The organism is Arthrobacter sp. zg-Y20 (assembly GCF_030142075.1).
Lineage (GTDB): Bacteria > Actinomycetota > Actinomycetes > Actinomycetales > Micrococcaceae > Arthrobacter_B.
Genome location: NZ_CP126241.1, coordinates 1,097,661 through 1,124,411, shown reverse-complemented (window position 1 = coordinate 1,124,411; position 26,751 = coordinate 1,097,661). Strand labels below are relative to the sequence as shown.

Below are 26,751 nucleotides of genomic sequence, written 5' to 3'. Positions count from 1 at the left end.
CCCGTACCTACCTAGTCAGGCCCTGGTCCGAGGACCGGTTGCTGCGGTGCCCCAGCCGCCGGCGGCCTGTTAGCATCCTGCGTTCGGCGGTCCGCTTCGCCTGCCCGCGCTTCGGCCCGACCTCTGCCCCGACCGCTTGCCTAGCCCGAGGTGCACGTATGTCCGACACCACCGCACAGGCCTCCTCCAACCCGCGTCCGGCCCGGTTGACGCCGTCGGGCACCCTGCGTCCCACCCACCGAACCGCGGTAGGTGCCGCGCCGGTCCTAGTGGGTCTCATCGCGGTGGCGGTGTCCCTGTTCCTGGCCTGGCAGCCCGCATTGTGGACGGATGAAGCGGTGACCATTTCCGCTGCGTCCCGAAGCTGGTCCTCGCTGTGGTCCATGCTCGGCGAGGTGGACGCGGTGCACGGCGCCTATTACGCGCTGATGCACCTGTGGGGCTCGGTCTTCGGCTATTCCGAAGCGGCACTGCGCCTGCCCAGCGCCATCGCCGTCGGCTTCGCAACCGCAGGACTGTACCTGGCGGCCCGGGCGCTGGACGGGCCCCGCACCGCGTTTGCCGCAGCAGCCGTTTTTGCGGTCCTGCCCAGGACCACCTGGATGGGGATGGAGGGACGCTCCTTCGCTCTCAGCACCGCCGTCACGGTTGCCCTGAGCTGTGCTCTGCTGGCCGGTGTCAGCAGGCGGCGCCGGCGCTGGTTTGTGCTCTATGGCCTGCTCGCGGCAATAGGTGTCATCCTCAACATCTACGTCCTTTTGGCCGTGGTTTCCCACGGCCTGTACATATTGCTGCTTCCACGGGCCCGCCGGGCATTGCGGGCATGGTCTGCCGCTGCGGCGGGCGGCGTGCTGGCAGGGGCTCCGGTGGTGGTTGCAGCGGTCTGCCAAGCGGGGCAGCTGGGAACCCCTGACCTCACCCTGCAGCAGTTGGCACGAAAGGTACTGGTGGACCAGTGGTTCCTGGGTGAAACACCAACAAACGCTGCAGTCTCCGGGTCCGGGAACGGGCTGTGGCAGCCCGCCGCGGTGATCCTGGCCGGTGCCGCATGGCTGCTGGCCGCACATGCCCTGCGGGCGCCGTCCCGGCCGCTGCTGGCCTTCGCGCTGCCGCTGCTCTTGGTGCCTACCGCAGCTCTTGTGTTTTACTCGCTGGCCGCCTCACCCATCTACAATCCCCGCTACCTGTCCCTGACGGTCCCGGCCATGGCCCTGCTCATCGGAGCGGGCCTTGCGCGCCTGCGGAGCCCCCGGGCAGTGGCCGCCCTTGGCCTGCTGTGCGCGCTGATCCTGCCGGTCTACCTCTCACAACGGAGCGAGGGAGCGAAGGACTCGTCCGACTGGGCCCGGGCGGCCGGCTATGTGCAGGCCCACGCCAACCCGGGGAACGGCATCTACTTTGGGCCGCGGCGGGCCCCGGAAGGGCCGCTGGTGGATCAGACCCAGCGCCGCATCAGCACCGCGTATCCGGAGGCCTTCGAGGGCCTGCGGGACGTGACGGTCCTGGCAACGGGCGAAGCGGACGGCAGCTTGGACGGGACGTCGCTGCGGCTTCAGGACAGTACCTCCCGGATCAAAGACATTAACCGGGTCCTTGCCGTCCGCCGCGCCGACTACCCGCCGGAGCTGACAGCTGCGGAAGACCGCTGGTTCGTCGAGCAGGGGTTCACGGCCGTGGACGCCTGGTCCGGAACCACCAACCGCATCACCGTGTTTGAGCGGAAGAGCGGCGGCAGCAGTTAGGCGGCACAACGGTGGCACAACGACGGCGCGGCTCAGGCCGCGCTGAGCACCGCATCTTCCAGGGCCACCCAGGCCAGCATGGCGCACTTGACCCGGGCCGGGTAGCGGGAAACACCGGCGAAAGCTGCCGCGTCCCCCAGTACCTCTTCGTCCGGTTCGATGGTTCCACGGGACCGCATCAGCTCACGGAAGTCCTGCACCAGTGCGAGGACTTCCTGCCGGTCCAACCCTGCGGCCATGTCCGTCAGCACTGATGCCGAAGCCATCGAGATAGAACAGCCCTGTCCTTCCCAGCTCACCGCATCCAGCCGGGATCCGTCCATCACCGCGCGGAGGGTGATTTCATCGCCGCAGGTCGGGTTCAGCTGGTGGGACTCTCCGGACCCGGCACCGGCAGGAACGTCCAGCAGCCCGTCGCCGTGCCGGTCCTTGGCATGCTGCAGGATGATCTGCTGGTAGAGCTGCTGCAGGTCGGAACTCATTTACTTCACCCCAAAAAATGGCCGGACGCCGGCTACCGCGGCAAGGAAGGCATCGACGTCGTCCGTTGTGTTGTACAGGTAGGTGCTGGCCCGGGTGGTGGATACCAGTCCCAGCCGGCGGTGCAGGGGCTGGGCGCAGTGGTGGCCCACCCTGACGGCAATGCCCTGGTCATCCAGGAACTGCCCGACGTCATGGGAATGGACGCCATCGACGTCGAAGGCCGCCAGCCCGATCCGTTCGACGCCCGCCTTCGGACCCAGTACGCGGATGCCCTCGATCTGCTCCAGTCCGCTGACCAGGCGTCGTCCGAGTTCAGTTTCCCAGGCATGGATGCGCTCCATACCGGTTTCCTGCAGGTAGTTCACCGCCGCGGCCAGGGCCATGGCCTGGGAAATGCGCTGGGTGCCCGCTTCGAACCGCTGGGGTGCAGGAAGGTACTCCGCCTTGTCCATGGTCACGGTAGTGATCATGGAACCGCCCGTGAGGAACGTGGGCATGGCGTTCAACAGGTCCGCCTTGCCGTACAGCACGCCGATCCCGGTGGGGCCGAGCATCTTGTGGCCGGAGAACGCGGCGAAGTCCACGTCGAGCGCTTTGACGTCCACCGGCAGGTGCGGCACGGACTGGCAGGCATCCAGCACCACCAGGGCTCCGTGCCCGTGCGCCATCTTTACCAGGGTTTGCACCGGGTTGATGGTGCCCAGGACGTTGGAGGCGTGAGAGAACGCCAGGATGGCGGTGCGGGGACCAATAATGTTCTCCGCTTCCTCCAACAGGAGTGCCCCAGTGTCATCCACCGGAATGTACCGGAGGGTGGCACCCGTGCGGAAAGCCAGTTCCTGCCAGGGAATCAGGTTGGCGTGGTGCTCCATTTCCGTCACCACAATCTCGTCCCCCGGGCCCAGGGCGAAGCGCCTGGCGGCGGCACCTCCGCGGCCCAGCGAGGCGTTGGAGAACGCGTAGGTCAGCAAGTTCAGCGCCTCTGTGGCGTTGGAGGTCCACACAATTTCGTCCGGCCGCGCGTTAATGAAACCGGCTACGGTTTGCCGGGCGTCTTCGTAAACGTCGGTGGCGGCAACTGCCAGCGTGTGGGCGCCGCGGTGGACGGCGGAGTTGCGCTGCTCGTAGAACTCCTGCTCCGCTTCAATCACGCTCAGCGGGTTCTGGGACGTGGCCCCGGAGTCCAGGTACACCAGCGGATGGCCGTTGACCTCTTGGTGCAGGATGGGGAAGTCGTTGCGGATGCGTTCAACTTCGGCGTTGTCCATCGGGCCTTCGGCATGGCGGAGGCTGACTGGAGTGGAAACCACGGGCACGGAAGACTCCTAGAAGGGAAAGGTGTGCACCATTACGCAACACGACTATGCCCTAATCATTCCACGCTGCACCCCGGTGTGCACCTGAGCACTGCCTTAGTTCGCCGCCGGCTTGCTCCGAATGGACCGGAACTCCACGGCCGGCGGCCCGTCGTAGTTCCGGCATAGGAAAAAGTAACCGCCCCGATACGTGTTGTTGCGGGCGGACACCGTCCGTTCTCCGTCCCCGTCCAGCCGTGCCACGGATACTTCGTCCGGGGTTACGCGCACCTCGTAACGCATCCAGTCCCCCGGCACCGGCCGCGTTGCCGCGCTACTGCCCAGCACGTAGCCGGAAGTCTCGCCGGCCTGGCGTCCGAAGAGTTCCATGGTGCCGTCCGTCCGCTGCACGAAGTGGTACCCGCCGGAGGACGCAGCCTCCCGGATGCGGTAGGGCGCGTCATTTGCCTGGCCGAAGGCGAGCCCGGCGTGCCCGGCCTCGTCGGGAAGCTTGTCCGGCCAGCGCATTTCAAAGGAGATCCTGTACCCCGCTTCGCCGTTGAGCGGACACATGGATCCCATGCAGTAACTCGCCTTGACCGGATGGTCCAGCCGGATCGAGGCTGTGGCCGGTTGGATTACCGGCTGATGGGTCCAAGCCAGTGCATAGGGCAGGTCGCCGGCTGCACGCAATCCGCCGGCAAAAGAGTCGGCGTCCGCCCGGGGCGCATCGGTGGTGACATAAGGGAGGTTCGCGCAAATGATGCCGCGGGCACCGAGGCGCACCATGCGGTCCCGTTCGAATCTGGTGTGGATGTCCCAGGTCAGCACGGGCTTGCCATATTCCACGGCCCGTTCCACCTCGCCGTCCGGGGCGCTCCAATGCAGTCCCACCAGGTCGAACCGCTCGGCCAGCTGCGCCGTGAGCTTGACGGATTCGTCTTCTGCGAAGTAGCCCCATGTCAGGTAGCCGCGTTCTTTCACTGCTGGGGTTTGCCGGGCGGTACCGGACTGCTTCCACACAAAGTGCCGTGTGGGTTCCGGATACTTGTCCATGATGTCGAGCAGGTCTGCGGGGTCGCCGGATGCCTTGTCCTCCAGAAAGATCACGCACGACGCCGCGTACTGGTCCAGCACATCCGTCAGCTTGGGCAGCGGCACCCCGGGACTGTTCGGGCCCAGCCAGGCTTTGGCGTTGTTGGACAGCTCCAGCAGTTCCTCGTAGGTGCTCCGGGCGATTTCCTTGTCGACGCCGGTCATGCGGAGTGTATTGGGGTCATGGTGGCAGACGAACACATTGTCCGATGTCCGGTGCACGGAAATTTCCAGCGCCTCGGCCCCTGCCTCGACCGACCGCCGATAGGCTTCCGCCGTGTGTTCAGGCCAGTTGTCCTGCGACCCCCGGTGGGCGGCGTAAAAGGGCTCGCGGGTCAGCAGGTCCTCCACCGTTGCGATGCTGTTCGCAGCGGGCGGGGCCACCCGGGCCCCTGCATGGCACCCGGTGGCCGCCATACCGAGGCCTGCCCCGGCCAACAGGAACACGCTGCGGCGGGAAATTCCAGCACCGGTGGCGCCGCCGGATGCGGCAGCTGCCAGCTGCATGCGCCCATGCCCGTGCCCGTTCATTCCGTTCCGGCTGCCCGGACCGGCACGGCTGCCAGCGGCGCCGATCCCGCGTGAGGATGGACCCCGCCGGCGGGCTTCCCTGTCCCGAGGTGCCCCGCTGTGCCGCGCGGCCTGTCGGTTTCCACCCGGCGGTCACCTTCGGCTACCACCAGGGCAATGACGGTCCACAGCAGGATGGCTGCAGCTGAACGCGTGGCCAGTCCGCTGTAGGTCTGCGGAATGGCAATCGCCAGCAGGCCGGCGACGGCCAGCCCGCTGCGCAGCGTGCGGCGGAAATTCATCAGCACGAGCACAGCAAGCAGGCCGAAGTACAGCACGCTGAAGAACAGGCCGAGGTCCACGCCGTACATCAGGAAGGAGTTTTCCAGGCTGGTGCCCAGCCCTCCTTGCTCTGCCACCCGGTAGCTGCCGCTGATGCCCTGCCCTTCAAAGAGAAACTCGGGCCACCTGTTCAGCACGGTAAGGACCGCAGACGTTCGGGCGGCAGCCGAACCGTTGTCATCCTCCAACCGGTGAAGCAGGCCTTCGGCGAGGGGCCCGGAGAGAGCCCAGACCACCAGCGCACCCAGGACACCCACCAGGCCGATGCGGGCCGCAACGGGTTTCCGCGTGGCTGCCGCCACGAAAAGGACCGCTGCTGCAATAACAACCAGTCCAACCCTGGACTGGCTGACCAGGACGCCCGCTCCGAACAGGGCAAGCAAGGCAACCTGCTGCCATACACGCCGCAGGGTAACGACCAGCGGTGCCGCCACGCAGGCCGCCAGGGATAAGGTGAGCGGCTGGTCCAGCAGACCCATCCATCTAGGGCCCTCGGGGTTGAACCAGTATCTGGTCTGGAAGCCCTCCTCATAAAACAGGACGTTCCCGGTTACGCGCTGGGCCAGTGCGACCAGGCAAACGAACGCGGCAAGCGCCAGCAGCCCGTTGCGCAGCCACGGCACCACCCGCGCGTCGCGGGCGGCGTTGCCCACCACGAACAGGAAGAACAGCACCGGGGCCACGATCTGGTCTACAAGCAGGATGCCGCCCTCGCCCTCCCCGTTGACGGCAGTACTGAGAATGGCAGCCCCCAGCACGGTGGCCAGCACCACTACTGCGTAGATGTGGCGCGCTGCAGCGTCGGCCAGCACATGCGGTTCAAAGGCCAGCTGGACAACCATTATTGCGAAGATCAGCCAGGTGGCGGCATGGATTGAAAGCCAGCCGTCCGCCTGGCCCGTCAATAGATAGCTGCCGGCAGCCGGAACCGTGAACCAGAGGCCCACGACGGCGAGCGCCGCTGCCGCAGGATGCCTGCGCAGCACCACGGCTGCCACAACGCAGATGAGGATCCAGGGAAGAAGCTGCATCTAGGCCGCCTTCCGCCACAGCATGCCCAGCGTGAAACAGCTAGTGTGCAACATCTGCCGGTTGTTCCCGCGTCGTCTGCCGAGCCGCGGGCATGTGCTCCCTGCCGCGTGAGCGGGCCACCACCAGGAGTACGCCTGCCGAAAGTCCCAAAAGCCCGCCGATGGCCAGATTCACCAGCGGCCGCGGCCGGACCGGTTCCTCGGAGGTGGAAGGGCCGGACACCACGTTCAGGACCGTTTCGGCGGATGTTCCGCTTTCCAGGTCACTGACCATGTTGCCGAACGTGCCGGCAATCTGGGTGGCGATCTCGTCTGTTGTCTCCCGCTCCGGGTCCCGGACGTTCACAGTCAACGTCAGTGTGTCCGGGTCTCCGACCCCCGTGATGCTTTTCTTGACGACCTCAGCGTCCAGGTCAACGCTGCTCGCACTGACTATCCGGTCAATGAACTGCTCACTGGTCAGCAACGCGGCGTAGGCGGTGATCCTGCCGCGGACCAGTTCATCCGATTGGAGTGCACTCTGCCTTTCGGTGCTGGGTGCCACCACATAAAAAGTGACGGTGCTCTGATACAACGGCTGCACCAGAGCCGTGACGATCATTCCCCCGCCCAATCCAAGGGCCAGGCACAGCAGTACCACCCACCAGCCCCGAACCAACGCACGTGCATAATCCACAAGTTTCATAGCGAGACCCAATCCCTCGACGAGTGAAATCCCGCAATTTGTACCACGCCGTCCGTACGTGTTTGGGGGTCCTGAATACTGCTCTTTTCCGAACAATTACTTACCGTTTCCGGCAGCGCAAAACACTCTGGACGGCACCCGCTCCAGCACATACTGTTCCGTTCCGATGCAGGTCTCCCCCCGCCCGGATCCTCTTCCCGGCAGGGGATTCACCGCCGGTGTGCCTCCGGGCTCCGGCCAAGGGGGTAACGCAGTGGCGGACTCAAACGCCGTACGTGACGGCAGCGCAGGTCCCGGCGGGGAAAGCCGCATGGGGGCGCGCTCAGCCAGCGGTGTTCGCTGGAGCCTGCTGGCGGTCATGTCCAAGCAGGGCTTCCAAATGCTCTCCGCAGTCGTCCTCGCACGCCTGCTGGGACCTGAAAGCTACGGGGTTATCAGCGTCGCCAGCCTCTACATCGTATTCACCACGCTCCTGATGGACCAGGGGTTGTCCTCCGCCCTGATCCAACGCCCCCGCCTCAGCCGCCGCGCGGCCGGCGCCACCTTCACGCTGAACATCGCTCTCGCCGTCGCCGTCGCCGCGCTGACCTGGTTCTGTGCCCCTGCCATTGCCGGATTCTTCCACGTGGACGGACTGGCCGGGCTGTTGCGGCTTATCACCCTTGCCCTCCCGCTAAAGGCCCTGAGCATCACTCCCCGGGCACTGCTCTCCCGCGACCTGCGCTTCCGGGGCATCGCTGCCGCCGACGTCGGTGCCGCGGTCATGGGCTGCGCCGCCGGTATTGCCGCAGCTGTTGCCGGTGCCGGCTACTTCGCCGTGCTTTACCAAACGGTGCTCACCGACCTGGTCACGGCCGGAGTGCTCCTTGCCTGCACCCGCGGCCCGGCACCCAACCTGCACCTCGGCGAGGTCCGGCCCCTGCTGGGTTTCAGCATCGGCGTGTTCGCCACCAACGGGCTGGCCTACTTCTCCCGCAACGCAGACAACATCCTCGTGGGACGGGTACTGGGCGTCGCTTCCCTGTCGCTGTATGCCATGGCTTACCGTGTGCTGGTGGTACCGGTCCAGTTGATCGGACAAACCGTCAACAGGGTGATGTTTCCGGCCTTTTCCCGGCTTGCCGCGGACCGTGCGCAGGTTGCCGCGCAGCTGCAGGCTGCCATGTCGCTGCTGGCGGCCTGCGTTATACCGCTGATGGCCTTCGTGGCCTGTGCCGCTCCCGCCCTGGTGCACCTGCTGCTTGGGGATGAATGGCTCGCCGCCGCACCGCTGATGAGCGTCCTGGCCATTGGGGGCGCCCGGGAAACGGTGTTCTACATTGCCCCGTCGCTGATGAAAGGGCTGGGCAAGGCCGGGCTGAACCTCCGCTACGAGCTGCTGGCCACGGCTGCGCAGCTTGGCGGTATTGCTGCCGGGCTCCAGTTCGGCCTCATGGGAGTGGCCGCGGGTTACACAGCAGCCGGTTTTGCCCTGACGCCGGTACTGATGTTCCTGCAGTCCCGGCTCTCAGGTGTGGGTATCGGGGCGCAGGTGCGGATCCTCTGGCCCCCGGTGCACGCCAGCCTCTGGGGCAGCGCCGCGTACCTGACGCTGGGGCGGGTGCTGCCCGGACCCGGCATCGAGTTGTCGATGGGATTGGCGGTCTTTGTGTGCACCGCCGCCGGAGTGCTGTTCCTGGCCCACCGCCGCACCGTGCGTTTCCTTTTGCCGCTGTTCCGCCGGCTGTTGCGGCCACGCAATCCAGTACCTGTCCGAGGAGGCCAAGCATGACCACACCTGCTCCCGGTGCCGAACCCCGGGTTCCTGATCCCCCGGCGGCGGCAGGCCCGGTTCCCGCTCCGCTGGGTACGCTGCAGGCGCAGCTCATCATCGCGGTCCTTACCTACAAGCGGCCGGAGGACCTCGCCGTCGCCCTGCCGCGGCTTCTTGCCCAGGCCCGCAGCGCGCCGGTTCCAGCCCAGGTACTGGTGGTGGACAACGATCCCGACGGCGGTGCCCGCGCCACCGTAGCTGCCGCCGGCGACTCACACCTGGTCTACGTCCACGAACCCCGGCCGGGCATCGCCGCTGCCCGCAACCGTGCGCTCCGGGAGGCCTACGCCGTCGCGGATCTGCTGGCCTTTATCGATGATGATGAAGTGCCCTCGGAACAATGGCTGGACCGGCTGGCCGCCCTGCAAAAAGAGTCCGGGGCAACCGCCGTGGTCGGTCCGGTCCTCTCCGAGTACGAGGTGCAACCCGATGAATGGATCACGGCCGGAGACTTCTTCCGGCGGCGCCGGCTGGCTACCGGTTCCGTCCTCAGCGTGGCCGCAACCAACAACCTGCTCCTGGACCTGAACCGGATCCGGCCCCTTGGCCTGGAATTCGACGAACGCTTCGGACTCAGCGGCGGATCGGACACCCTGTTCTCCCGGCAGCTGGTCCGCGCGGGCGGAAAAATGCTGTGGTGCGACGAGGCTGCGGTTGTGGACCGTGTGCCCGCATCCCGGCTGACGCGCCGGTGGGTGTTGCTTCGGGCGTTCCGAAGCGGCAATTGCCATTCGCGGGTAGCGCTGGCCACCAGCCCTACCGCAGGTGCCCGGGCCGCTACTCGGATCCGTCTGCTGGGTCCGGGGACGGTGCGTTGCGCGGGAGGAGGAGCCCGGTGGCTGCTCGGAGCGCTTCTGCGGTCCCCGGCGCACAATGCCAAGGGTTTGCGGACTGCGGCGCGGGGAGCGGGTATGGTCACGGGTGCCTTCGGCTATGTCTTCAGCGAGTACAAACGCAAGTGAGTCCCGTGCCAATTGAGTCCCGTGCAGGGGACCAGAGGCGCAGCCATAAGCGGACAGCCATAAGCGGACAGCGAAAAGCGGGACCGGCTCCAGGGCCGGTCCCGCTTCCGGTTTCACTTATCCATCCGTGTTTTGATCCGCGGCTGGACCCCTACTGGGCCGTGACCCGCAGGTTGTCAAAGGCTGCCGTCACAGGGACGTTGGTGGTGCTCCCTGAGATGTAGCCCGTCAGGGCAACTGTTCCGGGCTGCTGCAGCCCGGCAGTGGTGTCCGTTGCCGTGACTGTCCATGCTGACGGCTCGGAGCCGCCGGCCGGCCAGACCTTAATACCGAGCGCGGTGGACCCCGACCCTACTGCCGAGAAACGAACAGCCAACTGGCTTCCCGCCGCGTACGTCAGCCCGGGTACGGTCTTGGTGGCCACCTTCGTGGAGGTTCCGCCGGCCACCCGGACCAGGTCCACGGTTACGGCCCCTGCCGCCGAAACCTTGACCACACCCTGGTATTCACCGGCGGCAGCCTTGCGGGCCGCAATGGTCAGAAACGCTCCGCCGCCGTTGGGTACCTTGTCCAGCGCAGTGTCCACCCTGACCACGGAATCCTGCTGCGCCAGGTTGAGCCGAGCGGTCAGGCCGAGTCCGGCCTTGTTCAGGGACATCTTTCCTGCCCCGTCGACCGACCACAGGCCGGCGGAGCCGGTATGCGTCCAGGCCCCGCCGGTGGCGGCTGTGCCCCACCCGCCGCTGCCGGTCCGTCCGAAGTCATCCGAGGCCCCTGCACCAGGCTGCGGCTGGGGCTCCGGTTCGGGCGCTGGCCCGCCGGGCGCCCCTACGGGCACGTTGACCCGAAGGATGTCACTCTTGACGGTGTTGCCCAACGGATCCGTGGCCACAATGCGGTAGCTGTGCTCCCCCGCTGCAAGCCCGGTGTTAGTGAAACTCAGGTTGGGCCGGTTGTAGAACCGCGAGGTTTGCGTAGTGGTGTACACGGGTGTGGGGTTGCTGTCCCGGATCACCTGATAGGTCAGGGACTCATTGTCCCGGTCCCAGTTGGACTTCCAGTCCACCTGGACTGTTCCTGCGGATTTATACGTCAGCGTGGGGTTGAACTTGGCTCCGCTGACCCGCGGGCCGTCGGCATTGGGGGCAACTTGCCGGACGGCGAACCGCACCAGCCCCTGCTGCGGTTTGTTGTTGACGTTGCGGAACTCGCCCGCCATGGTCACATACTGCTCGTTTCCGGCCACTGCCCACGGTCCCTGGCTCTGGCCGCTGGCTGTGCCGGTATCCAGGTCGGGGAACCAGTTGAGCATGCTCGGAGAGGCAATCCCGGTGAAGGACGGCCAGCCCTGCGTGTCCTTCGCCATAACCCCCGTGGCGGCTTTGCTGAACGCCACGGCCCGGTGCTCAACCCGCGGGTTTACTTCCGGGAATCCGCCGAAGTTCCGGCAGTCATGATTATGTCCGGCAACGTAGACGGCGGTGGAGGAGGCCCATACGCCGTAAGTGTCGCCGTGGCAGTCCTCCACCCACTGCAGGTTGCCGTCCCCCCACTTGCCGGAGAAGGATCCCTCGAGGTTACCGGTCCCGTTGGATGCCCGGTAGATGTAACCGGTGCCGTAGAAGTTCGTTCCGTCGGAGGAAAGCGAGAGGATGGCCGCATTGGTTCCGGAGTTGCGGACGGTGTTGTTCACGCCCAGGGACATGCTGGCGCCCGAAACCGCGTCCACCCGTCCCAAGCCGAAACCGGGGCGGGAGCTGCCGTTGAGCGTACTGAAGGCACCGCCGATGACCACTTGGCGGCCGTCGGGAGACACCACCAGCGCGTTAACCCGGTTGTCCGTCTTGGGATTCCAAGGCAGGAGTGCGCCGTCACCGGCGCGGAAGGCTGCCAGCCTGGAGCGGGAAACGGAGCCGACGTTACTGAAGATTCCACCCGCGTAAACCGTATCCCCGGCAGTGGCAATGGCACGGACCGTGCCTCCGACCTTCGGATTGAAGCTGGAGATCACGGAACCGTCGGCCGCGTTCAGCGCGACGATCCGTGAGCGGGCCGTGCCGTTCACCTGGGTGAATTCGCCGCCCACGTAGATCCGTGATCCGTCCGGGGACGCAGCAATGCTCAGCGCCTGCCCGTTCAGGTTCGCGGTAAACGGCAGGAGTTCTCCCGTCGAGAGCCGATACGCCAGGACATTGTTCCGGCTGACGGTCTGGCTTCCGGCGGCGGCACCTGCCGGGCGTGCCTTGCTGAACTTGCCGGCCACATACACGGTGTCGCCCACCACTACCTGTTGCCAGGCGACGCCGTCGAGCTGCGCGGTGGGCAGCGGATCTGAGGATACCGTTACCGGTGTTTTCGGGTCGGCGGGGTTGACCGGTGCAGTGTCCGCGCTGGCACCGCCGGCCAGTGCAGTGAGCGCCGTAACCGTCAGGGCGCAGGTTGCTGCGAGCGCCGCAAGCTGGCGCAGGCCGCGGCCGGCCTGCCTGGTTCGGGAGCCCGGAACGGTGCGTTCCGGGCCTGTGGTTTCCGTGCTTCTATGCACGGCTGCTTTCTTTCTGTTCATTACGGTGTCCATCCGTTGATGGGTGCCATGCACCCGGGAGCAGTTGAAGCTGGACCGGTCTCCGGCCCAAGACAGCGGCCGGCCCCGGCCGCGCAACGTCTTCTTCTCGCGTTCGTGGAACCACGGTCATGGTTGATAGGCGCCCTCGATCATCCGTATGTCTTCCTCCGTGTACAGACCCCGGATCCATTCGTCATTGCGCCCCTGGGACACGTTGACGGACAGTAAACGGGTGTCCTGGCTGCCCGGGATAACCGGGAAGTGTCGCGGCACCGGGGAAACCTGCCGCACGGGAACGCCGCCGCGCAGGGCCACCCAGTGCAGCCATATGTCGTCCGCGGTAGGGCTCAGATCGCGGAAGGACGCTCCGGCCGAAGCCAACCGGTCCAGCATGTGCGGCGGGTAGAGGACACCGGACACCCCAAGTGCCAGGCTGTCGCGCCGTTTGTCAGCCGTGCGGCTGGGCACCCAGGAACGGTACTGCCCGATTGCCCCGCCGGTGACCGTCATTCGGTTGGCCCAATGGCAGCTGACGACGTCGGGCGACGCCGCGTAGGAGCGGAGCAGGGCATGCAGCCAGTGCCTCGGATAAATGATGTCGTCATCGGCGGTGACCAGAGGCAGCGTGTGCTTGGGGGTGGAGGCAACGTATGGGTAGTACTTGGTGTGTGGTCCGTAGCCTTCGCTCAGCCGAAGTTCCAGTCCCCGTGCCTGCAGCCGGGCAAGTTCCGCCGGCGGTGATGCAGCAACCCGCGGGTCCTCGACCCAGAGCAGCAACCGGCGGGGGCGGACCGATCCCCGCCCGATGGACTCGATGGCCAGGTGCACGGTCTCCAGGCGGCGGCCGTAAGAGGTCAGCGATACGACTACGGGGGCGGTTCCGGTCACCGGGGCGCCGGAGCGTGCATTCCGCATAGCCAGCAGCGGAGTTTCAGTCCGGGCCCGAAGATGGCGTCCGGCGCGGCGGGTGCTGCGGACGATCCGGCGCAGAGCCGCGGCACGGGGTTCCCGTCCCGGGAACGGCTTCGAGGTCTGGTTCATGGCGCAGGGACCGCTCCGTGGAAGGCCGCCACCGAGGCATCCACCGAGTAGTTCAGGTAGACCGTGACGTCGTTCCGGCTCTCCTCCGGAATCAGGAAGACAAAAATCCCGGTAACCGTCTCACCCGGTTTGGCTTGGACCGGGAAGGCGGCCGTCGCGGGGCCGCTGAGCTCGGTGCAGGGCAGCCGGTCCGGTCCGGCTTCGACAGTGAGCACGGCGTTGCTGAGGTCAACCGGTTCGTTGCTGCCGTTGGCAACGCTGACAGTGAACCGGACCGACGGGCCGCCGATCTCGCCGATCCCGATGGCTTCACCCTCCACGGCTTCCATTGACGCCACCCGTATGTCCAGGCCCCCGGCCTCGCTGGATCCGCCGTCAATGGCCACGGGTTCGGCCACGGGCAGGTCTTGGGCAGCCAGCGATGGGTCTTCCGGTGCAACCGGTTCGGCACCGGGTGCCGGCTGGGTTGCTGCGGTGCCCGGGTCTGCCGTTCCTGCCGGGGCGGGCTCGGCGGCCGGCCCCGACTCGGCAGCCGTCGCGCGCGGTGTCTGGGTGGTTGCCTCGCGGGATGCGGCCACGGCGGGAACGCCGCCGTCATTGCGCACGGCGTTAGCCGCGAAGAAAACGCCCAGGACCACTGCGGCGGCAACTGCCACCGCGAGCACCACACGCCGTCGTCGGTGCCCGGACCCCTCCGGCCGGGAGGAACCGTGCGGGCCGCTGCCCGAATCCGAGCCGTTCATGAGCGTGCCTCCAGCCGGATCATGTCCAGGAACCATTTCGGTGCGGCGAGCGCCAGGTGCAGGAAGTTGAGGATAAAGACAGCGGTGTAGACGGGCACAAAAACCTCCGGCAGTGCGGTGAGCAGGAACAACAGGCAAAGGAAGCCGTAATCGGTGGGGATCAGTACAAGCGAACGGCGCAGGTTTCCCGTGCGCACAGCGGCGGCTTGCCCGGCCCTAAGCGCGTGGCCGGTTTTCAACTGGTCGTTCAGGATCATGGCGAAAAAGGACACATTGGCCACCACCGTGAATCCCAGGGGAACCAGCAGCCAGGCCTGCTCCGGGCCGCCGTCGAGCCTGAACGCCCAGAGTGCCACGGCCAGGTGCAGGCAGGAGAGCTTGATGCTGTCCAGGACGTGGTCCAGCCACTCCCCTGCCAGTGAGCTTCCGCCGCGCAGCCGTGCAACCTGCCCGTCCGCTGAATCGAAGGCGTAGCCCAGGACCAGGCAGAAGCAGATGCCGGCCGCGCTGAGCCAGGACGGTGCAGCCAGGGCCAGGATCAAGATGCCGCTGAAGGTGAACGCCGCGCTGACCGCACTCACGGCATTGGGCGTCATCCCCAGCAGGTGGCACGCGGCGGCCAGGTAGCGTCCGGCCCGGCGGTTGATAAAGAGCGAATACGCCGGGGCTCCCGGCGCGGCCCGTTTCTGGGCAGCCGCCAGGGAGTGCACGGTGGCTGCATATCCCGGGGTCCGGGGTGATGCCCGGTGCGCGGGAGCGGCGGGCGCGTGCGTTCTCTGCGTCACGATGCCGCCACCCCCCTCCGGCGGCGCCGGGAGGGCCGCGGGGGCCCTCCTTCCCCGGCAGCAAGTTCCTGCACCAGGCGTTCATATCCGCGGGATACTTCCGTCCAGTCGTAGCGTGCTGCTTCACGGGTGGACGCCAGGCCGCGTTCGGCTATGGCTGCGGGCGATTCCTCAGCGTCAAGCGCCAGTTTGGCTACGTCTTCGGCCGTCCGGAAGAACCGTCCGGCATCGCCCAGGACCTCGCGGTTGAAGCCGACGTCGAATGCATTGACCGCTGTGCCGGCACCCATGGCCCGCAGCAGGGACGGGTTGGTTCCGCCTACGGAATGCCCGTGCCAATAGACCCGGGCATTGGCGTACAGCTGGTCCAGCAGTTCCTGGTCCCATACACCGCCCAGGAAACGCACCCGGGAGTCGGCAGCGCGCCGGATGGCGGCGGTGTAGCGCTCGGAATAGGGTGCGCTGCCCACTACAACGAGCGGCAGCTCGGACCCGCTGTGCACATACCCCTCCACAATCAGGTGGACATGGTTTTCCGGTTCCATCCGGGCCACCACCAGCTGGTATTGGCCCGGCACAAGGTCCACCTCCGCCAGGCGCCGGCTGCCGGCGCCGCTGATCGCCGGAGCCCCGTACGTCAGCAGGGTGCTGTCAGCGCCGAACTTGTCCCTGTAGTAGTCCTGGATGCCTTGGGCGTCGGCGATCAGGGCATCGGAAAAGCGCACCGCCAGTGCCTCTGCGCCCCGGTAGTACCGCTGGCCCGCCGGCCCCCATTTGGCGCGCTTCCACTCCAACCCGTCCACATGCGTGGCCACCGGGATGCGTGCCGTGCGCAGCAGCGGCAGCCACGGTGAGTTGGCCGCGTTGAAGACTATGGCAGCATCGGGCCGGTGCCGCAGCAGGTGCAGCACGCTGAGGCCGGTGTGCGTCAGGGTCTCCAAGGTGCGCCGGTGGAGTGCCGGCAGATACACCAGCTCCATCCCCAGGTACTCGGTTTCGGACGTGTCGGTCTGGCTGTCGGTACGGCAGTAGACCGTAACCTCGTGCCCGCGTGCCGCAAGGCGTTGTCCCACCTGCTCCACGCAGGTCTCGAATCCGCCGTAGCGGGCCGGCACCCCGCGGGTCCCCACCATTGCGATGCGCAGGCCGGGCTGCACCTGCCGGGCCGGCCCCCTCACAGCCGCCCCCCGGCTGCGGCATCCAGGATTTCCAGGCTCCGGCGCAGCCGGGTACTGGACGTTTGGACTGTGTAGGGGAAGTACACGACTTCCACGCCGACGGCGGCAAAGGACTCCTCCAGTGCCGTTCCGGCCGGGGTACCCCGCCAGTCATCGCCCTTGAAAAAAACATTGAAGCGCAGTTGCTGCCAGGTATCCATTTTGTCCGGCAGGACCTCCGCGACAGCCCGGTCCACACACTGCAGTCCCCGGACAATCTCGAGGCGCTCCGTCAGCGGAATGACCGGAGGCCGGCCCTTGCGGGCCTCGCAGAGTTCATCGGAAACCACTCCGGCTATGAGGTAGTCGCACTGGCTCCTGGCATGGCGGAGGATGTTGAGGTGGCCTATGTGGAACAGGTCGAAAGCGCCTGCGGCGTAGCCTATGCGGATGGCCATGGTTGCCGCCTTCCCAGAGTGGATGAAGTGGATGGAGGGGACTGAGCTCCCGGGGGCCATCAGTAGGACCCCAGAGGTTTGAACATCTGGACAACCGTGCGCCAGAGGATGATCAGGTCGCCGGTGAGTGACCAGTTCTCCACGTAGTACAGGTCCAGCCGGACACTGTCCCGCCAGCTGAGGTTGGACCGGCCGTTGGTTTGCCACATGCCCGTGATCCCCGGCTTGATGTAGAGGCGGCGGTGGACACGGTTGCGGTAGCCATCCACTTCCCGCTGCAGCGGCGGACGCGGTCCCACCAGGGACATATCCCCGATCAGGACGTTCCAGAACTGCGGCAGTTCATCGAGGGAGTAGCGGCGCATCCACGCCCCCACCCGGGTGATCCGCGGATCGTTGCGGATCTTGAACATCAGCCCAGCGCCCTCGTTGCGGTCCAGCAGGCCGACCAAGTCGTCTTCAGCCGTTTCAACCATGGAACGGAACTTCAGCATGAGGAATTTTTTGCCGCCCCGTCCTACCCGTTCCTGGCGGAACAGCGCCGGTCCGGGGCTGTCCCGCTTGACGAGCAGCCCGAGCACGACCATCAACGGAAGCAGGATGATCAGTGCCGCCGCGGAGAGGACAATGTCGAAAACCCGTTTGAGTGCGTGCCTGGCACCGGAGTACTGGGGCAGTTCCACATGCATCAGCGGCAGGCCCTCCACCGGCCGGGAATGGATCCGGGGCCCGGCAACGCTGGTCAGCCCGGTTGTCAGGATCAGCTCCGTTGCCGATTCCTCCAGTTCCCAGCCCAATTCCTGGACATACTGTCCGCCGCCCTTGGTTGGTCCGGCAACTATGACGGCGTCTGCCCCCACCCTTGCCACCGCCCCAACTACGGAGTCCTCGTCCGAAACCACGGGCAGCACCGCACCGTCCACCTGGAAAAAGCTGCGGGGTTTCCCGCTCAGGGCCACGCCCACCACCTTGTAGGCGGACTTCCCGCTGATCTGGTGCACTACGTACCGCACGTCCCGCGGCCGTCCCAGCACCACGACCTTCGACAGATAGTATCCCTGGCGCCTCCTGCGGCTGAGCCACCTTCTCAGGAGCCACCGGGTGCAGATCAGTCCCACGGCACCGACCGGGAAGACCAGGCCGAAGTATCCCCGGGCCACGTCCACCTGGAACACCACAGCGGCGAAGGCAAGGCTGCCGACCAGCATGACGGTGGCGTTCACTACCCGTTTGTACTCGTCCGTGCCGATACCCGTGATTCGGGCATCGCGGCTGCGGTACACGTGCAGGGCCAGCATCCAGGCCAAGCCGATAAGGAGCGAGACCATGAGGTCCCCGGCATAAAAGGGTCCGATCCGGACCGCCGGGGTTTGCCCGCCGAATTGCCAGAGGTGTCCTGCCAGGACCGAGGCCGCCACCACGAGGGCGTCGGAGGCTGCAAGGATACGGCAGTACCGCCGGCTCCAGGCCACTGCTGCGCTTCGCCTGTGGCCGTCCCGGCCGAACACACCCTGGGTGGTAAAGCTGGGGAAAGTGAAGGTGGGTGCGTGGAGAACTTCAGTCCCGGATTCCTGTACTGCCGTCATCTTCCGTCCCCCAAGAACAACCCGCAATTAAGACCTTTGAAATACTGGATTGGCCTCAGCCTAGGAGCGCCAAATGCGGCAGACACGAGTACCTCATACCCGGCCCGGCACGTCTGACGCCGTTGTTTTGGGTCTCACTACTCAGCTTGGGGAGACGAAACTCTTAGACGATGGAAGTATGTATTAACAGCCGAAACAGCAGCCCCACCGGGCACGGTTCCGTCAGGACGGAAAAGGCTGGTGGCGGAGGCACTTCCTACAGCAGCGAACTGCTGCGGTGCCCGGGCTCAAGCGCCCGGTAGGCGGACTCCAGATCCGCCCGGCGGCTAATCCCGAGCTTCACGTAGATGCGGTAGACGTGCCCCTCCACGGTGCGCTGGGAGAGGGTGAAGTGGGCGGCAATGTCCTTGCTGGTTGCCCCGGAGAGCAGCAGTTCCACAATCTCGTGTTCCCGCCGTGTCAGGCGGACCAGGTGCAGGGACGGGCTCAGATATGAGACGGTGACGCCCGCCAGTTCTTCCCTGCGCCGGCGCAGCTGCTGGATCAGGGCACGCTGGCGCCGGAGATTGCCGTGGTTTCCGTAGAAACGGATGGCATGGCCAATGCTCTCCACTGCCACGAGGTATTTCTGCGCGCGGATGGCATCTTCGGCCGCAGCCACCATGCGGTCCGGGTTGCCCGAGGCGACGGCTACGGCGTACGCATGCAGGGCTTCCGCCTCGCCGCCTTCAAAGTCGGCGGTCAGCTCGGCAAGGCGTCCCGCCTGGGCAAGATCGCCCACCGCCAGGCACAGCTCCAGGATGTCCTTTTCGGTGCTGCGCAAGCCTGCTTCCCGTGCCTGCGCAGCGAGCACCGCAAGGTGCCCGGAAGTAGGACCCTCCGTGGATTGGGACGCTTCGGCTGCCGCCGCGTAAGCCTGCGCGGTCAGCCAAAGGTGCACCGGCCCCCGGTAGCGGGACCCTTCGACCTGGGCGGCGAAGCCCGCTGCCGGAGTGCCGTCGGCAACTACGGTGGATGCGTAGCCGGCCAGGCCCAGGGCATAGGGAAGCAGCAGCTCCGGGTCCCTGTCCCGCAGCGCTTCCACGGCAGGCCGCAACCGGCGCAGCCCTTCGTGCAGCCGACCCCGGTGGATTTCAAGGGCCGCTTCAAAAACTCCCAGGGTCCCGCCCAAGCTGATCAGCAGGTGCTGCGGACCAGCGTGCATCCTGGCCAGGAGCTGGTCCAACTGGGCATAACGCCCGGAATGAAGCAGGGACTGTGCCTGCCGCACAAAAACGAAACCGGAATAGCTCTGCAGTTTACCGTCGGCGGAGTTGAGCAGATTCGCTGCGGACAGGGCGTGTTTCAGGGCGGCACCCACTTCGCCGCACGCGGCCAGAACTTCAGCGTAAAGACCGTGGGCTACCAGCAGCCGTTCTCCGTCCGCGTGGCTGCGGGCTGGAGACTCCTCCTTGACCAGTTCCGCAAGCTGCGTCCGGGCCCGGCTGAAGTCTCCTTCCATCACCAGCGCCGCGACACGCAGGACTTCCGTAGCCGCACGCACCTGTGCGGGCACTGAGCCACCTGCGCTTTGCCGCGAAGCTACTTCCGCGGCAGCTGCCAACCACCGGTCGGCCATCAGGGGAAGTTCCGTGCTCCGGCCGCTGGTCTGGCGCAGCAGCAGCGCACCGGTGAAGGAAGCCCGGTGCAGGCTGTCCTGGTCCCATCCCGTGCCGCTGCCTTCCCGGATTCCTTCTGCCAGGTCCTCCAGCCTGGCACGTGCCCAGGAGTAGCTGCCTTGCTGGGCACAGGCGACAGCAAGTTCCACCTCGGCTGCGGTTCGGAACGGCAAAGCGTGAACCGCTGCGGCGAAGCGCTGCCCGCGGACGGGGTCGCCGGCACCGTTGGCCATCCGCGCGGCTGACAGCAGTTCTTCCGCCCCCAGGCGTTCACCGCAGTCCAACGCCCACTCGGTGCGGCGGAGGACGGCGCCGGTCTCGTGGTCCGGTTCGGGTCCTGACACCGGGGTGTAGCGGGCGAGCACCCGTGCACGGATCTCCGCGCTGCGTGCCACCGGCACCAAGCTGCGGATGATCTCTGCGTGCAGGGGCTGCACCAGATGCGCCGACTCGTCACGGTCGGGAAGAATCTCCAGGAGTCCGTCGATCACCAGCGAGCGCACCGCCTCGTCGTCGGCCACCGCCGAGACCACCGCACGCGGCAACCGGCCTGCCAGAGCCACCGTCTCAAGCACATTCCGTTCTGCCGGGGTCCGTGCCGCAAGCATTCCTTTGACCAGGTCCACCAGCGAGGTGTCGACGCAGTCCGGTTCCTGGGTGAGGAACCAGGCCCCGTTGGCCTCCACCAGCCGGCGCTGCCGCTGTGCGCGGCCAAGCAGTTCCTTGACATAGAGCGGGTTGCCCCCGGACATGCGGCTGAGCAGCGTGGAGGAGGCTTGCAGGAGGGGGCCGCCGAGGACGCTGACGCAGAACTCATGGACCGCCTGCCGGGACAACGGTCCCAGGTCGATCCGGGCCAGCAGGCCGTCACGGGCGAGCGACAGCAGCTCATGGATGCGGGGAGCCCGCGCCCGGGAAATCACCATCAAACGCAGTTCACCGGACATGGCCAGCTGGGTCAGCAGGTGGGCACTGGCCTCGTCAATATGCTGGGCGTTGTCCACGACCAGCAGGCTCTGCATGCCGCTGGTCTCAGTCAGCCGCTGGAAATGCGCCCGTACGGTCCTCAGCACTGACAGCGGGGATTCCATCTCCGCCGCCGTGGCCGATCCCAGATAGGTGGACAGGATGCCGTACTGCATGGTGGACAGCACGGGGCTGCCGCAGACGTAGTAGGGCGCCATGATTGAGGCGAGCCGGTCCGCTGCCTGTTCGGCCAGGGAAGACTTTCCGATGCCCTCGGCACCGAGAATGAGAACCCCGCGCAGGCCCGGGTCCAGCAGCCGGCTGGTTACTTCGGCTAGTTCGCGTTCGCGGCCAAACAGCTGCCGGTCGTGCCCCCATAGTGTCATTTCTTTGCCCCTGACTGTTCCGCGATGGTCCGTGCCAGTTCCCGCCTGCTGCCCACATGGAGTTTCGAGTACACCTGATACAGGTGCCCTTCCACCGTCCGGACGGATATGCCCAGTTCCTCGGCGATTTTCTTGTTGCTGGTGCCGGCCGCGGCCTTCCGCGCAATCGAGCGTTCCCGGGCGGTGAGCGCGCCGAGGAATTCGTCGGCCGCCTCGGCGGCCGGATCCGGGGCTGCCACCCGGCGGCTGCGGTGGATGAAACGGACGGTCGCCCGGTCCCCGGCGCCGGAGGCGATACCCAGCGCATGTTCGGAAATTTCCCGAGCCAGCATCACGTGCCCGGAACCGGATGCTATTTCCGAGGCCCGCAGGAGCAGTTGCGCGTCGGCGTTGCCCAAACCCTTGGCGTAGCTTTCACAAAGGGAGGCAAAGTCCCCTTGCTGGTTGGCGGCAACGGCCAGAACGTCGTCCAGGCTTTCAGCATCCCCCAGCCGCATGGCGGTGATTCGGGCCAGCAGCTCGTAGGCGTAGGCACCACGGCGGTGGTCCTGGGCCGCGAGGGAGGAAAACCGGGTGCTGCCCGTTTCCGCTCCCAGCGCAGCCTCGGCCAGGGCGGCGAAGTGGCGGGCTCCCCGGCGTACGGCCCAGGGGCCGCCGTCGGCTGCAGCACGCTGCATCTGCAGGTACTGGCGCGCGGTTTCCGTATGGCCTTCCACCGCGTGGCAATACGCTGCGGCTGCTGCGGCGAGCGGCAGGAATGCTGCCGGTCCGGTGACGGCAAGCTGGTTGACCGTGGCCGTTAGCGCCGGGAGCGCGGCGTCCGGCCGTCCGGCGAAGGCATGCAGCAAACCTTCTGCCAATTCCGTGTAGCTGCCTTCCATACCGGCTGCAGCCGATCTGGCCAGCAGCCGCCCGCATGCCGGGAGGGCGCCCGTCAGCAGATACGTGTGCAGCAGCCGGCCCACCACCCTGGCCCGCGTCCCCGGGCTGATCTGCGCACTTTCCAGCAGCTTTTCCACCTTCCCGGCCAGTTCGACGGCGTCGTCCTGCCGGTTGGTCATCCCCCACGCTTCGCAGCGGAATGCTGCCCGTTGGATACCGAATTCCGGATCCGCGCCCGTGTCCTGCCGGTCGAGCTCGGCCAGGTAGGCGATGTTTTCCTGGAACCGTCCGTGGGCGGAGTGGCATTCCGCCCGGGCTGCGGCGAGTTCACGCCTCAACTCGGCAGTACCGGCAAGGTGCTGGTCGAGTCCCGCCGCTTCCTGCTCTGCCTGGGCGAACAGGTCGGTGTGGCGCATCCTGGCGGGTTCGGCGGGGGCATCCGTTGAGCGCGGGTCCCGCAGGCCGGTGGCCTCAATGCACAGCACCCTGCTTTCGGCCAGCAGGAGGCGGACGCGTTCTTCCCGGGAGGGCACCTGCTCACCGCCCCTGAACCGGGCGAGGACCCCCAAAGCTGCACCGTATTCGCCCTGCGCCGTCCTCGCACGGGCCAATTCGACGACGGCGCCGGCGCTGTCACCGGATCCGGCCGCCGCGGTGAGCAGCCGGATTGCCGTTGCGGGGTCCTGTGCCGCAGTGGCCCTGCGTGCTGCGCGTACCGCCAGCTCCGTTGCGGGGATTTCGCCGATGTCCTCAAGCCAGCGTGCAAGCACTACGGGATCAAGGACAAAACCTTCCAGGGAGTTCAGCGAGGGGCCGAGCTCCTCAAAAAGCAACCGCTTCCGCGAAGTGCTCAGCCCGGCCCGGATGGAGCGCTCCAGCACAGGGTTGCTCACCAGCACATCGGGAACAGGGCGGGCATCAAGGCTGACCAGCCGGCGTTCCTGGAGCTCGTCAAGTTCAGTACTGTCCAGCTGTCCCAGCGCCACCGGCAGCGGCAGCGACCCCGCCATGGCCAGCAGCTGCAGCAGCTGTGTCTGTGCAGCGCTCAGTCCGGTGAGGACACCCAGGACCGCGGCGGCAACCCGGCCGCCCCGGATTTCCTCCCCATCGGCGAGTATCCAGGTGCCGTTGTGATGCCTAAGTGCTCCGGCGTCCTCGAAATCGTGCCGGGCCAGTGCCAGCAGGTGGGGATTGCCGCCGGCGTAACCGCACAGCGCTGCCGCGGCCGCCCGGGAAACGGCCCCGCCCAGTAATGAGGCCAGGTAGGCGGCGGCTTCCTGCACGTCCAGAGGTTCCAGGTCAACGCGGGCCAGAATGCCGTCGCGCCACAGCCCCGTGAACTCGCCCGGAGCGGAACTGAAGTCGCGGAAGGCCACAAGCATTCCGGCGCTGCGGTTCAGCACCATCTGGGTCAGGACCATGGCGGAGAATTCATCCAGGTCCTCGGCGTTGTCCACGGCGAGCAGCACGGGCCGGCCACCGGAACGTTCCCGGACCAGCTGGGTCAGGCCGCGCAGGATCATGACAGGGTGGGTGGACAGTTCCGGTTCCAGGTCCGAGAGCAGGAACGTCAGGGCACCGAACGGGGTCCGGCCGGCGAATTCGGAACCGCGGACCTGGACAACGTACATTTCATCCTGCAGGTGCCGGAGCACGTGCTGCATCACGGCTGTCTTCCCGATGCCGGTGTCTCCCACCAGAACGCAGCCCGTGCCCTGGGCGGTCCCGGAGAGTGCTTTCAGGATTTCCTCCAGCACCGCGGTCCTGCCGACGACGGCGGGCGGGGGCTGGAGGCCGGAACCCGGGTCGGGAGGCGGGCCCTGGACAGGTCCGGTGTGAAGGCGGGTGGAGGTCGGCTGATCATCATGAGGCTGCACTTTGAGACCCGTTCCTGTCGATTCAGGTTCTGCTGTCCAGTAGTTGAAGCCCGGCGTCCGCCGTAGGGGCCGAACACCTGCGCCACTGTTGCGCACCAGAGTAGGAACACGCCTGCAGCGGTACACGAGTAGCGTCCCCTAGTTGCCTTACGTGGTTACTTGGAAATGCGGCCGCATAAAGGTGTCGGCCTACGTGTTCGCGCTCTTCGCACCACCTGTATGGGCAGAAACGGGAGGATAGCGGCCCGGCGTTAGGCTTCCGCGCGTTCCGTCTCCAGGCATTCACGCAGTTCAGCCCGTCCCGAAACGCGGAGTTTCGAGAAGATGCGGCCCAAGTGCCAGTCCACGGTGCGGGGTGAGAGATGCAGCCGTGCGGCCAGGTCCGAGCTGCTCTCCCCCGCTGCGGCTCCCACCGCGAGGGCGCGCTCAAAATCCGACAGCTCCGGCAGCCGATCTGAAACGGAGTTGGCTGCCAGCAGCATCCTGAAGCTCGCGTTTTCGATCCGCCGCGCAGTGCGAAGCACCGTGCGGTCGGCGTGCGCCCGGGCCAGGCGCACCGCCCGGCCCGCCGCTTCATGGGCCAGGAGGTAGTGGCCAAGGCTGTAGGCAGTCCGGGCCGCACGGAGCATACCGAGGCGGTCTGAATCGGCGAGCCCGGCGGACAGGTCCGAATACATGGCAGCAGCAGCGCCGTTGCACGCGGATGCCGCTGCCCTCAACTCCTCAACCGCGCCGGGGGTTCCTTGAAACGCTGAAACGGCCAGTACCAGCAACTGCAACGCGGATTGGCCGGCAGCCGCCGTGCTGCCGGTATTCACCGTTTCACCGCTGCCTTCTTGAACGCTGCCTTCTTGAACGCTGCCTTCTTCAACACTGCCGGTATCAACGCTCTCCGGCCCGAAGAACCCGTCCGGAACGCCTCGTACGGTGCACAGCCGGCCCAAGGCACCGGCGAGGCCCTCGGCTGAGTCCCTTTGCCAGGTGTCCCGGAGGTCGGGTTCCCGTGCACCTGCTGCCTGTTGTTCCGCCGGTGGCTGGGACGCCGCCAGGTAGGCCCGTGCAGCTTCGGCGTCGTCAAGCAGGACACAGGCGTAGGCCGCGGCCGCGCTCGCCAGCGGGATTATGTCCTGCGTCCTGTTTTCCTCGAGCTGGGCAAGGGAACGCTGCAGATAATCGAGGGCCCTGTCCGCCCTTCCCCCGAGCACCTGCACGATCCCCGCACACAAATCATTGCCGCCGGGCAGCTCAACGCCCTCCGTACCCGCCTCGGTCCGGGCCAGCACGTCCGCTGCCAGCCGCAGCTCGCCGCACCGCAGGAACACGCAAAACAATTCCGAAAGCAGGTCCCTGCGCCGGACGCTGTCCTCAAGGAGCAGGTCCAGGCCTGCCCGGGCCGCTTCGGTAGCCTCAGCCCAGCGGCCGCTGCGGGACAGTTCCACGGCTTCCCGGACCGCGTTCCGGGCCGCTGCCTCTTCGGGAAAAGCGTTTGGACCGCCGCGAATCCGGCAGGTTGCCTCGGCGACGGCCACCCGGGACCGTATCTCTTTGGCCCGCCCGTGCGGCACCAGCGCTGCTGCAGCTCCAGCGAGCAGCGGGTCCTTCAGACGCAGCGTCCGGACCGGGCCCGAGTCCGCAGCAGCCAGAAGCATGTCTTCCAACCGCTCCACGGCAGCCGGATCGGCAACCTCCAGGATCACGGGCGCGGGCAGCCCGCCGGAAACCGCCAGTACATCCACGGCATACCTTTCGGCCGGGGAAAGGCCGCGGATTTCCGTTTCCACCCGTTCGGCCAGGGCACCCGCGTAGGACACGGCTCCGGTCCAGACCCAGGTACCCCTGCGGCGGCGCACCGTCGCGGCCTGCACTTGTTCCTGGAAGAACAACGTGGCCAGCAGCGGATTCCCCCGGGTCCGTTGCTGGACTTCCGCCACCAAGCGGCTGGATACCGGGCCGGCGGACAAGTCTTCCAGCAAGGTCCGCGTCCCGGCCGTTGGCAGCGGGCACAGGTCTTCCTTGTGGACGGAGCCGTCTGCCGACCAGCGTACAAACTCCTCCGGGCACGCGGAGAAGTCCCTGACTGTTGCCAGCATGAGGGTGTATCCGGCACGGCAGAGCTGGAGGAGGACGGCAGTGGTGGACACGTCCAGGTCCTCTGCGTTCTCGATTGCCAGTACCAGGCGCCGTCCCCCGGCTTTTTCCGCCAACACTCCGCGGACGAACTGCAGGACAAACACCGGATTGGACAACGCTTCGGGCGGAAGCTCGCTGAGCAGCCAGAACAGACCGCCGAACGGTTTCCCTGACCAGGCAGCGGCCCCCCGCAGGCGCAGCACGGAAAATTCCCCGCCCAGTGCGCCAAGGATGTGGGCCATCACAGTGGATTTACCGGTTCCGTCAGCGCCGGAAATGACCACGCTCATGCCTTGATTGAGCGCATCCAGTGCGGAGGCTGCACTGCTTTGCACCTGTGCCAGGGGCGGCGGCTGGAGGTGATGTGCCGGTGCGGACAGGGGGTTTTGGTCGCTCGGGCGGGCCAGGCCTGGGCCGGCAACATCCATCGAATGGCTCCATCTGTCCACCGGGTTGCATGCACCAGTGCGCTCAGAATATCGGGTGCTGTCTACCAGCTAGGGGGAAGGAGCCGGCGGCGGCTGGGGGGACGCCCCGGTCTCAGAGGGCATCGACGCCGCC

At 66.7% G+C, this 26,751-nt stretch carries 18 protein-coding genes; 3 read left to right on the top strand and 15 right to left on the bottom strand.

The annotated features are described in order from the left end of the window. Positions 1-158 precede the first annotated feature (158 nt). On the top strand, positions 159-1,742 hold the full coding sequence (locus QNO06_RS05485; protein ID WP_227914153.1) for a glycosyltransferase family 39 protein: 1,584 nt from the start codon (positions 159-161) through the stop codon (positions 1,740-1,742). 32 nt (positions 1,743-1,774) lie between these two features. Here QNO06_RS05485 and sufU read toward each other — a convergent pair whose 3' ends face one another. From sufU to QNO06_RS05460, 5 genes are all read right to left on the bottom strand, one after another. Next, positions 1,775-2,224, bottom strand: a complete 450-nt coding sequence (gene sufU, locus QNO06_RS05480; RefSeq protein WP_227914152.1) for a Fe-S cluster assembly sulfur transfer protein SufU — start codon at positions 2,222-2,224, stop codon at positions 1,775-1,777. Further along, the gene (locus QNO06_RS05475) at positions 2,225-3,541 is read right to left on the bottom strand and encodes an aminotransferase class V-fold PLP-dependent enzyme (protein ID WP_284015206.1); all 1,317 of its coding nucleotides are present in this window, start codon (positions 3,539-3,541) and stop codon (positions 2,225-2,227) included. It abuts the gene before it with no gap. 96 nt (positions 3,542-3,637) lie between these two features. After that, on the bottom strand, positions 3,638-5,122 hold the full coding sequence (locus QNO06_RS05470) for a glycerophosphodiester phosphodiesterase (protein WP_227914151.1): 1,485 nt from the start codon (positions 5,120-5,122) through the stop codon (positions 3,638-3,640). A 20-nt stretch (positions 5,123-5,142) separates the two neighbouring features. Further along, entirely contained in the window at positions 5,143-6,498 is a 1,356-nt protein-coding gene (locus QNO06_RS05465) for a hypothetical protein (protein ID WP_227914150.1), read from the bottom strand. A 40-nt stretch (positions 6,499-6,538) separates the two neighbouring features. Beyond that, positions 6,539-7,183, bottom strand: a complete 645-nt coding sequence (locus tag QNO06_RS05460) for a YveK family protein (protein WP_227914149.1) — start codon at positions 7,181-7,183, stop codon at positions 6,539-6,541. A gap of 253 nt (positions 7,184-7,436) precedes the next feature. Between QNO06_RS05460 and QNO06_RS05455 the strand changes: the two genes are divergently transcribed. Both QNO06_RS05455 and QNO06_RS05450 read left to right on the top strand, forming a co-directional pair. After that, a complete protein-coding gene (locus QNO06_RS05455) occupies positions 7,437-8,954 on the top strand; it encodes a lipopolysaccharide biosynthesis protein (RefSeq protein WP_284162814.1) in 1,518 nt (505 codons plus the stop codon). After that, positions 8,951-9,958 (top strand): glycosyltransferase family 2 protein, encoded by a 1,008-nt coding sequence (locus QNO06_RS05450; RefSeq protein ID WP_227914147.1) that lies wholly within the window; start codon positions 8,951-8,953, stop codon positions 9,956-9,958. The genes QNO06_RS05455 and QNO06_RS05450 overlap by 4 nt, the downstream gene beginning before the upstream one ends. Before the next feature lie 151 nt (positions 9,959-10,109). On the opposite strand, the gene QNO06_RS05445 is transcribed toward QNO06_RS05450, so the two are convergent. From QNO06_RS05445 to QNO06_RS05400, 10 genes are all read right to left on the bottom strand, one after another. Continuing rightward, positions 10,110-12,521 carry a WD40 repeat domain-containing protein gene (locus QNO06_RS05445; RefSeq protein WP_227914138.1) on the bottom strand — a complete coding sequence of 804 codons (2,412 nt, stop codon included), beginning with the start codon at positions 12,519-12,521 and terminating at the stop codon, positions 10,110-10,112. Positions 12,522-12,647: 126 nt separating this feature from the next. After that, entirely contained in the window at positions 12,648-13,562 is a 915-nt protein-coding gene (locus QNO06_RS05440) for a hypothetical protein (protein WP_227914137.1), read from the bottom strand. Beyond that, positions 13,559-14,305, bottom strand: coding sequence for a hypothetical protein (locus QNO06_RS05435; protein WP_227914136.1), 747 nt, complete (start codon positions 14,303-14,305; stop codon positions 13,559-13,561). The genes QNO06_RS05440 and QNO06_RS05435 overlap by 4 nt, the downstream gene beginning before the upstream one ends. After that, positions 14,302-15,090 carry a CDP-alcohol phosphatidyltransferase family protein gene (locus QNO06_RS05430; protein ID WP_227914135.1) on the bottom strand — a complete coding sequence of 263 codons (789 nt, stop codon included), beginning with the start codon at positions 15,088-15,090 and terminating at the stop codon, positions 14,302-14,304. The genes QNO06_RS05435 and QNO06_RS05430 overlap by 4 nt, the downstream gene beginning before the upstream one ends. Beyond that, on the bottom strand, positions 15,087-16,268 hold the full coding sequence (locus QNO06_RS05425) for a DUF1972 domain-containing protein (protein WP_442860195.1): 1,182 nt from the start codon (positions 16,266-16,268) through the stop codon (positions 15,087-15,089). Before QNO06_RS05425 ends, QNO06_RS05430 begins: the two co-directional genes overlap by 4 nt. Next, positions 16,265-16,705 carry an FAD synthase family protein gene (locus QNO06_RS05420; protein ID WP_227914134.1) on the bottom strand — a complete coding sequence of 147 codons (441 nt, stop codon included), beginning with the start codon at positions 16,703-16,705 and terminating at the stop codon, positions 16,265-16,267. Before QNO06_RS05420 ends, QNO06_RS05425 begins: the two co-directional genes overlap by 4 nt. A gap of 59 nt (positions 16,706-16,764) precedes the next feature. Further along, the gene (locus QNO06_RS05415; RefSeq protein WP_227914133.1) at positions 16,765-18,291 is read right to left on the bottom strand and encodes a sugar transferase; all 1,527 of its coding nucleotides are present in this window, start codon (positions 18,289-18,291) and stop codon (positions 16,765-16,767) included. A gap of 256 nt (positions 18,292-18,547) precedes the next feature. Beyond that, positions 18,548-21,301 (bottom strand): helix-turn-helix transcriptional regulator, encoded by a 2,754-nt coding sequence (locus QNO06_RS05410; RefSeq protein ID WP_227914132.1) that lies wholly within the window; start codon positions 21,299-21,301, stop codon positions 18,548-18,550. Next, the gene (locus QNO06_RS05405; RefSeq protein WP_227914131.1) at positions 21,298-24,060 is read right to left on the bottom strand and encodes a LuxR family transcriptional regulator; all 2,763 of its coding nucleotides are present in this window, start codon (positions 24,058-24,060) and stop codon (positions 21,298-21,300) included. Before QNO06_RS05405 ends, QNO06_RS05410 begins: the two co-directional genes overlap by 4 nt. Before the next feature lie 251 nt (positions 24,061-24,311). Continuing rightward, positions 24,312-26,618, bottom strand: coding sequence for a helix-turn-helix transcriptional regulator (locus QNO06_RS05400; protein WP_227914130.1), 2,307 nt, complete (start codon positions 26,616-26,618; stop codon positions 24,312-24,314). Between the last annotated feature and the right edge of the window lie 133 nt (positions 26,619-26,751).

What these genes read in the sequence shown, in the direction of transcription:
- QNO06_RS05450 (WP_227914147.1), top strand. Translation starts at nt 8,951, where the DNA reads ATGACCACACCTGCTCCCGGTGCCGAACCCCGGGTTCCTGATCCCCCG.
- sufU (WP_227914152.1), bottom strand. Translation starts at nt 2,224, where the DNA reads ATGAGTTCCGACCTGCAGCAGCTCTACCAGCAGATCATCCTGCAGCAT.
- QNO06_RS05400 (WP_227914130.1), bottom strand. Translation starts at nt 26,618, where the DNA reads ATGGATGTTGCCGGCCCAGGCCTGGCCCGCCCGAGCGACCAAAACCCC.
- QNO06_RS05485 (WP_227914153.1), top strand. Translation starts at nt 159, where the DNA reads ATGTCCGACACCACCGCACAGGCCTCCTCCAACCCGCGTCCGGCCCGG.
- QNO06_RS05440 (WP_227914137.1), bottom strand. Translation starts at nt 13,562, where the DNA reads ATGAACCAGACCTCGAAGCCGTTCCCGGGACGGGAACCCCGTGCCGCG.
- QNO06_RS05420 (WP_227914134.1), bottom strand. Translation starts at nt 16,705, where the DNA reads ATGGCCATCCGCATAGGCTACGCCGCAGGCGCTTTCGACCTGTTCCAC.
- QNO06_RS05445 (WP_227914138.1), bottom strand. Translation starts at nt 12,521, where the DNA reads ATGAACAGAAAGAAAGCAGCCGTGCATAGAAGCACGGAAACCACAGGC.
- QNO06_RS05415 (WP_227914133.1), bottom strand. Translation starts at nt 18,291, where the DNA reads ATGACGGCAGTACAGGAATCCGGGACTGAAGTTCTCCACGCACCCACC.
- QNO06_RS05410 (WP_227914132.1), bottom strand. Translation starts at nt 21,301, where the DNA reads ATGACACTATGGGGGCACGACCGGCAGCTGTTTGGCCGCGAACGCGAA.
- QNO06_RS05465 (WP_227914150.1), bottom strand. Translation starts at nt 6,498, where the DNA reads ATGCAGCTTCTTCCCTGGATCCTCATCTGCGTTGTGGCAGCCGTGGTG.
- QNO06_RS05470 (WP_227914151.1), bottom strand. Translation starts at nt 5,122, where the DNA reads ATGCAGCTGGCAGCTGCCGCATCCGGCGGCGCCACCGGTGCTGGAATT.
- QNO06_RS05460 (WP_227914149.1), bottom strand. Translation starts at nt 7,183, where the DNA reads ATGAAACTTGTGGATTATGCACGTGCGTTGGTTCGGGGCTGGTGGGTG.
- QNO06_RS05435 (WP_227914136.1), bottom strand. Translation starts at nt 14,305, where the DNA reads ATGAACGGCTCGGATTCGGGCAGCGGCCCGCACGGTTCCTCCCGGCCG.